This window comes from Psychrobacter sp. AOP31-B2-9 (assembly GCF_052378005.1).
In the GTDB taxonomy this organism is placed as follows: Bacteria; Pseudomonadota; Gammaproteobacteria; order Pseudomonadales; family Moraxellaceae; genus Psychrobacter.
In genome coordinates, this window is sequence record NZ_JBQSXG010000170.1 from 1 (window position 1) to 5816 (window position 5816).

Annotated in this window: 6 protein-coding genes; 1 reads left to right on the forward strand and 5 read right to left on the reverse strand. The window is 40.6% G+C overall.

All coding sequences use genetic code 11. The features are described from left to right. Positions 1-20: 20 nt before the first annotated feature. The 5 genes from ACT3SX_RS13490 to rutA form a co-directional block, all read right to left on the reverse strand. A complete protein-coding gene (locus ACT3SX_RS13490) occupies positions 21-1388 on the reverse strand; it encodes a solute carrier family 23 protein (protein WP_442063178.1) in 1368 nt (455 codons plus the stop codon). A gap of 23 nt (positions 1389-1411) precedes the next feature. Further along, positions 1412-1993 carry an NADH-dependent FMN reductase RutF gene (rutF, locus tag ACT3SX_RS13495; RefSeq protein ID WP_442063175.1) on the reverse strand — a complete coding sequence of 194 codons (582 nt, stop codon included), beginning with the start codon at positions 1991-1993 and terminating at the stop codon, positions 1412-1414. A gap of 119 nt (positions 1994-2112) precedes the next feature. Beyond that, positions 2113-2496, reverse strand: coding sequence for a pyrimidine utilization protein C (rutC, locus tag ACT3SX_RS13500; RefSeq protein WP_442063173.1), 384 nt, complete (start codon positions 2494-2496; stop codon positions 2113-2115). Between the two features lie 85 nt (positions 2497-2581). Then, positions 2582-3301 (reverse strand): pyrimidine utilization protein B, encoded by a 720-nt coding sequence (gene rutB, locus ACT3SX_RS13505; protein WP_442063170.1) that lies wholly within the window; start codon positions 3299-3301, stop codon positions 2582-2584. A gap of 14 nt (positions 3302-3315) precedes the next feature. Then, complete coding sequence (rutA, locus tag ACT3SX_RS13510) at positions 3316-4419, reverse strand: pyrimidine utilization protein A (protein ID WP_442063167.1); 1104 nt, start codon at positions 4417-4419, stop codon at positions 3316-3318. 481 nt (positions 4420-4900) lie between these two features. On the opposite strand from rutA, the gene ACT3SX_RS13515 reads away from it, so the two are divergent. Next, positions 4901-5536 (forward strand): TetR family transcriptional regulator C-terminal domain-containing protein, encoded by a 636-nt coding sequence (locus tag ACT3SX_RS13515; RefSeq protein WP_442063165.1) that lies wholly within the window; start codon positions 4901-4903, stop codon positions 5534-5536. The last annotated feature ends 280 nt before the right edge of the window (positions 5537-5816 follow it).

Genomic DNA, 5816 nt, shown 5'->3' on the forward strand with positions numbered 1-5816 from the left:
TATAAAACAGGCGTTTAAATTTATGTATTGAGTTTCATGAGCGGCTCTGGTGTAACGACCTCTTCCTCAGGGGTCACGCTCACCTCTTTTTGTTTGTTTTTAGAATTAAAAACGAGGTTCATCAGAATGGCTAAAAAAGTCGCTGTACCAATACCACCCAAATCAAAACCCGCAATGTTTAGCGAATAGTTACCAGTACCTAGGATGACTGGAACGGCAGCGACCAACATATTGCCATTCTTACTAAAGTCGATGTTTGCATTCATCCAAATACGTGCGCCAGCAATCGTGATTAAACCAAAGACGACGATTGAAGCACCTGTCAAAATAGCCACAGGAATGGTGCTAACCAAGGTGCCGAACTTGGGGGATAAACCCAACAGAATGGCGAAAACACCCGCTATGACAAAGACGACTGTAGAGTAAATTTTGGTCGCAGCCATCACGCCGATGTTTTCTGCATAGGTCGTCATACCAGTACCACCTACCGAGGCCGAGAGTGTGGTACACAGACCATCAGCGAAGAAGGCTCTGCCCATATAAGGTGAGATGCTTTTGCCAGTCATGGCTTCTACTGCTTTGAAATGTCCAAGGTTTTCGGCGATTAGGATGATAAATACAGGTGCAATAACTAATATGGCACTGGTTTCAAATACAGGAGAATATAGAGTTGGCATACCGAACCAAGCAGCATTCGCTACTGGCGCAAAATCAATCGGTGTACCCATACCCATGACATTGGTTAAGAGGAAGTAAACAAAATATGCCGCTACTAGTCCTATCAACAATAACAAGCGTCTTACCATACCTCTGGTAAATACGGCGACTGCACAGATGCACAACACAGTGACCAACGCCATCCAAGAATCAAAGCTATTGCCGATGACGCTTTGTATCGTGACAGGCGCTAAGTGCAACCCAATAATCATGACGATGGACCCAGTGACAACAGGGGGCATCAAGTTTTCAATCCACTCTGCACCTGTCTTCATCACCAGCAGACCCATCAGTGCATATAAAACCCCGCAGACCAACGTACCGCCAAGAGCAATGCCAATATTTGGATTGATACCAGTGCCGCTATATCCTGTTACTGCGACGACCGCGCCTATAAATGCAAAGCTCGAGCCTAAATAACTGGGGACATGACCGCCAGTAATAAGAAAGAAGAGTATCGTGCCTATACCTGTAATGAGCATAGTTAGGCTGGGATCAAACCCCATCAGTAAAGGGGCTAAGATAGTTGCACCAAACATTGCAAATGAATGCTGTGCACCTAAAACCACACTTTTACCCATTGGCAAATATTCGTTGATACCTACCGGTGTTGTTTCTAGGTCTCCAGTGTATGGACGCCATTTCACAAACCATTTATCCATTTTAAATATCCTTATAAAGTAAAGTGTGATACTTATTTTTTGCACTTACTCAATTGGTGATAGCCTCTATTAAAATATATGAGACTTTCACAATCAGGCTTGTGTTTGATATCCAATACTTCACAAATAAGAATATCGTGAGTTCCTACCGAATTAATGAGTTTGATTTTGCAATCAAAAGAAATACTGGCGTCTTCTAATACAGGTGATCCCGTTGATAGAGTCGACCAACTGCCTTGATCAAACCTTTCTTCTAGAGCTTTTTTACCACCGAACACACCGCTTAAATCTTGATGCTCAAGAGCAAGGGTATTAACGCATAGCACCATGTTCTCTTTGAAAAAATTATATACAGAAGCGCTTCTGTTTAGACATACTAATAGGGTTGGCGGTTCATCAGTGACACTACATACCGCTGAGGCTGTAAATCCTGCACGCCCTGCTGGACCTTCAGTGGTGATGATGTTGACTGCAGCAGCCAACTTGCTCATCGCATCTCTAAAAGTTTGCTGCATGTCGGTTAAGTGATCTGCCGTAGAGGTTAATGATGCTTTAGATTTATGTTTCATTAATGAGGATTGCGTTACTTGGCTTTCTTTCATTGCTGTATTCATCTGTCATTTCCTTTTAAACAATATCCCACCACATATGTAGTCAACTAAAGCGCCCTACTACGGTTAAATGTTAGGTAACCTTGAATTCACTAACTGCAGTTATTTTTAAATAATACTTCTTATCCAATGTGTGCTACCGACGCGATTTCGACTAGGGCTTCTGGTTTGACTAACCCACATTGAATACAAAATCTGGCTGGTTTTTCATTAGGGAAAAATTCTGCATAGACTTGATTGACAGCGTCATAATCTGCCCAGTCTTTTACAAAAATTGAATTAAACGTCACATCATCCATATCCCCGCCAGCCGTTTGAATAACGTTTTTGATCGTCGTTAAAACATGGCGGGTTTGGGCGGCTGCATCACCCACATGTACGACGTCATTGTTCTCATCAAAAGGCAAAGTCCCAGAGACATAAACAATATTGTCGGCTTTGGTAGCGGGTACATAAGGTGCTAATGGTTTGCTGGTACCTTCAGGTATAACGACTTGTTTAGACATATCTATATTCCTATGCTGGTTAAATTAAATGTTAAGCGTTTGGTTTTGGTGTAGGTTTTGGTTGCTTGGCTGGCTGTTTAAAACATTAGTTATCTGAAAAACACTGCTGCATACTCGCAACATCAGAAACCCAACCAAAAAAGTTTTTTACGTTGTAGAGTGTGGCCTCATGAGCCTCTATGGGTCCTGCCTGATAGCAAGCGTCATCTAATAGAACCCCAAAATACTCAAGGAAAAACCCATCTCTGAGCGTAGATTCAACACAGACGTTGGTCGCGATACCAGTGAGTAATAAGTTACGTATGCCACGTGATCGCAGTACACTATCGAAGTTGCTATTAGCGAAGCCGCTATAACGAATCTTATCTATGACGATATCTTGAGGCGCAGGGCTAAGCTCGTCGACTAACTCGTAATCCCAGCCACCTTTTGCCAATAATGTTCCGTCAATTTCGGGGTTTTTGCGCATGGTTTTTAAAGCATTTGATTTATGGTAATTAGGCGATCCACTACCACCAGCCTCTACGTATTTATTGTCCCAACCATTTCGAAAATAGATGACCTGTATGCCAGATTGATGGGAAATATCCACGGCTTGCTTTATCTTATCTATGACAGGTTTGGTCTTTGTGACATCAAACCCAGCCAAATCTAGATAACCACCTTGACTGGCATAAGCGTTCTGCATATCCACTACAATCAGTGCCGTCTGCGATGGATCTAACTTAATAGACTCAGGTACTGACTCCAAAACAGGAGAGGATTCTTTGGTAAAATCTGCACAAATTGTGTTAACCGAGTTCATATTCGCTCCTTTGATTAGGCTGGGCTGACAGCTTGGCTGGCCACTGGAGTATCGACGTTGATACGACTCGTCATAAGGGGTTGGATATGATTACCAAAATCTTCAATACCTTGTACAAAATCGTCAAAGGTAAGTAGCACACCGTCAGTGCCTTCTACTTCGGCAATTTCATCTAACATGCTGGCCACATTTTCAAAAGAGCCGACCAGCGTACCCATATTGATATTGACTGGTGACACACTTGATGCCATATGGCGAATATTGGTATCTTTACCTGATGTTTTATCTTTGCCGCCTTGTGACTGTAACCAGTCGATGGCTTCAAAATCTGCACCTTCATTGTATGAGAGCCATTTTGCTTGGGCTTTTTCATCGGTCTCATCTGCAATAACCATAAAGAGGACATAAGTCGGAACGTTGCGACCCGTCTTATCCGTTTGTACCTTTAACCTATCATTAATACCAGCATAGGCAGTTGGCGTGTTTAGACCTTTACCAAAGACAAAGTTGTAATCAGCATATTTTGCAGAAAATGCTAAACCTGTATCTGACTGACCTGCACAGATAATTTTCATGTCCCCTTTGGGAATAGGCTTCACTTGACAGTCATCCATCTGGAAGAACTCGCCCTTCAAATCAGATTGTCCTGTCGCCCAAAGATCTCTTAATATTTGCACATATTCAGATAGGTAGTCATAGCGCTTACCAAAATAGTCATCACCTGGCCACATCCCCATCTGTCCATATTCTGCTTGCTGCCAGCCAGTCACTACATTCAATCCAAACCGACCGTTTGAGATGCTATCAAGCGTCGATGCCATTCTTGCGACAATTGCAGGTGGCATGACTAAGGTCGCCGATGTGGCATAGATTTTTATCTTGGACGTGACTGCAGCTAGCCCTGCCATCAAGGTAAAGCTTTCAAGGTTATAATCCCAAAACTCTGTCTCTCCGCCAAAGCCGCGTAGCTTAATCATCGAAAGCGCAAAATCAAAACCATAGTTTTCAGCACTTTGTACAACTTGCTTATTAAGCTCAAATGTTGGCTTGTATTGCGGCGCATTTTTTGAAATTAACCAGCCGTTGTTACCAATCGGACAAAAAATACCTATTTCCATAATTTCACCTGTAAGTTTGACGAGAAAAGAAAAAAGCTATAAAAGAAATAAAATCTTTTACGTTTTTTATAAAGCAAAACCCGTGCCATACTATTTTATTGTTATTTATCAAATGCTTAATGTTTTTACACTCATATTTTTTTAGACCATATGGTCCAAAAAAATGCGGAAAAATAGTGCAAGGTGTTATAAAGTGGTGCAAAATGTTATAAAATAGTGCAGAAGTGCACAAATGATTAAAAATGAATTTTTGGTGATAATTCAGATGGTTTTTGGGCTAAATAAGCAGCAAAGAGACTACTGGTTGACGGTCCATTATCTATTCAATGGACTCATAAACCCATACGATATTAACCACTATTGATGTATTTACTTTGCTCATTCAATGAGATTTATATTTGGTTGTTTTGACCCTTTTTTAAATTAAATCAACTATCATTTAAAGTTAGGTTTATATAACTTTGTGATGAGGAACCATACAGTGAGAGAATACGCGCTAAGAGAAGAGACAGAAGTGAGTGCAAAGGTATTGAAAAAGAAAGAACATATCATCAATTCTGCATTGATCGTATTTTCCCAAAAGGGCTTGAACGGGGCTCGAATGGAAGAAATTGCTGAAGAAGCTCATATATCTAAATCCAATATATTTTATTACTTCCAAAGTAAAGAGGTTCTTTATGTTGCTGTTTTAGAAAGGGTGCTTAGCAAGTGGCTATCACCTTTAGACGAGATGAATATCAACCAAGACCCAAGAGAGGCTCTGAAAACCTATATTGAAGAAAAGTATAAAGTTTCAAAAAAATCGCCTGCTGCCTCAAGATTATATGCGTTAGAGATTATGCAGGGCGCGCCTCACTTGATGCCCGTATTAAAAGGACCGTTGAAGTCTTTAGTTAGAGAAAAGGTAGCAGTAATTGATGGGTGGGTCGCAGAAAATAAGATTAAACCTGTTTCTGCTATCCATTTAATTTTCCATATTTGGGCGGTTACTCAGCACTATTCTGATTTTTCTACACAAACTGAAGCTGTTTCTAACCATAGTCTAAGAAATAAGAAGTTCGCTAATGATGCATTAAATACTAGTATTCAACTGCTTGTAGACAGCTTGGTTATATGACTTGATATTAGATAAGCATGGCTACGACAGAAACCGAAATATAATTGATCTACTTTGACACGACTAAAAACAGCCATTCAAATAAATAGCTCATCACACTCGAAAGCCTCAATTCTAAAGGTTGGGGTTTTCTTTTGGCTGTAAGGTATGCTCTGCAGAAGAAAGTACTTGTTTGAGAAATTCTATAGTCAAATCCATATAAATCCGCTACATCGTCATCCTCGCTGACCATACTAATGTATAGATTACACTCAGTTTCCTTGTATCGAAATTATTTGAA

Bases quoted from the DNA above. Each gene is read 5' to 3' on its own strand.
- rutF (WP_442063175.1), bottom strand. From the start codon at position 1,993: ATGAATACAGCAATGAAAGAAAGCCAAGTAACGCAATCCTCATTAATG.
- rutB (WP_442063170.1), bottom strand. From the start codon at position 3,301: ATGAACTCGGTTAACACAATTTGTGCAGATTTTACCAAAGAATCCTCT.
- rutC (WP_442063173.1), bottom strand. From the start codon at position 2,496: ATGTCTAAACAAGTCGTTATACCTGAAGGTACCAGCAAACCATTAGCA.
- rutA (WP_442063167.1), bottom strand. From the start codon at position 4,419: ATGGAAATAGGTATTTTTTGTCCGATTGGTAACAACGGCTGGTTAATT.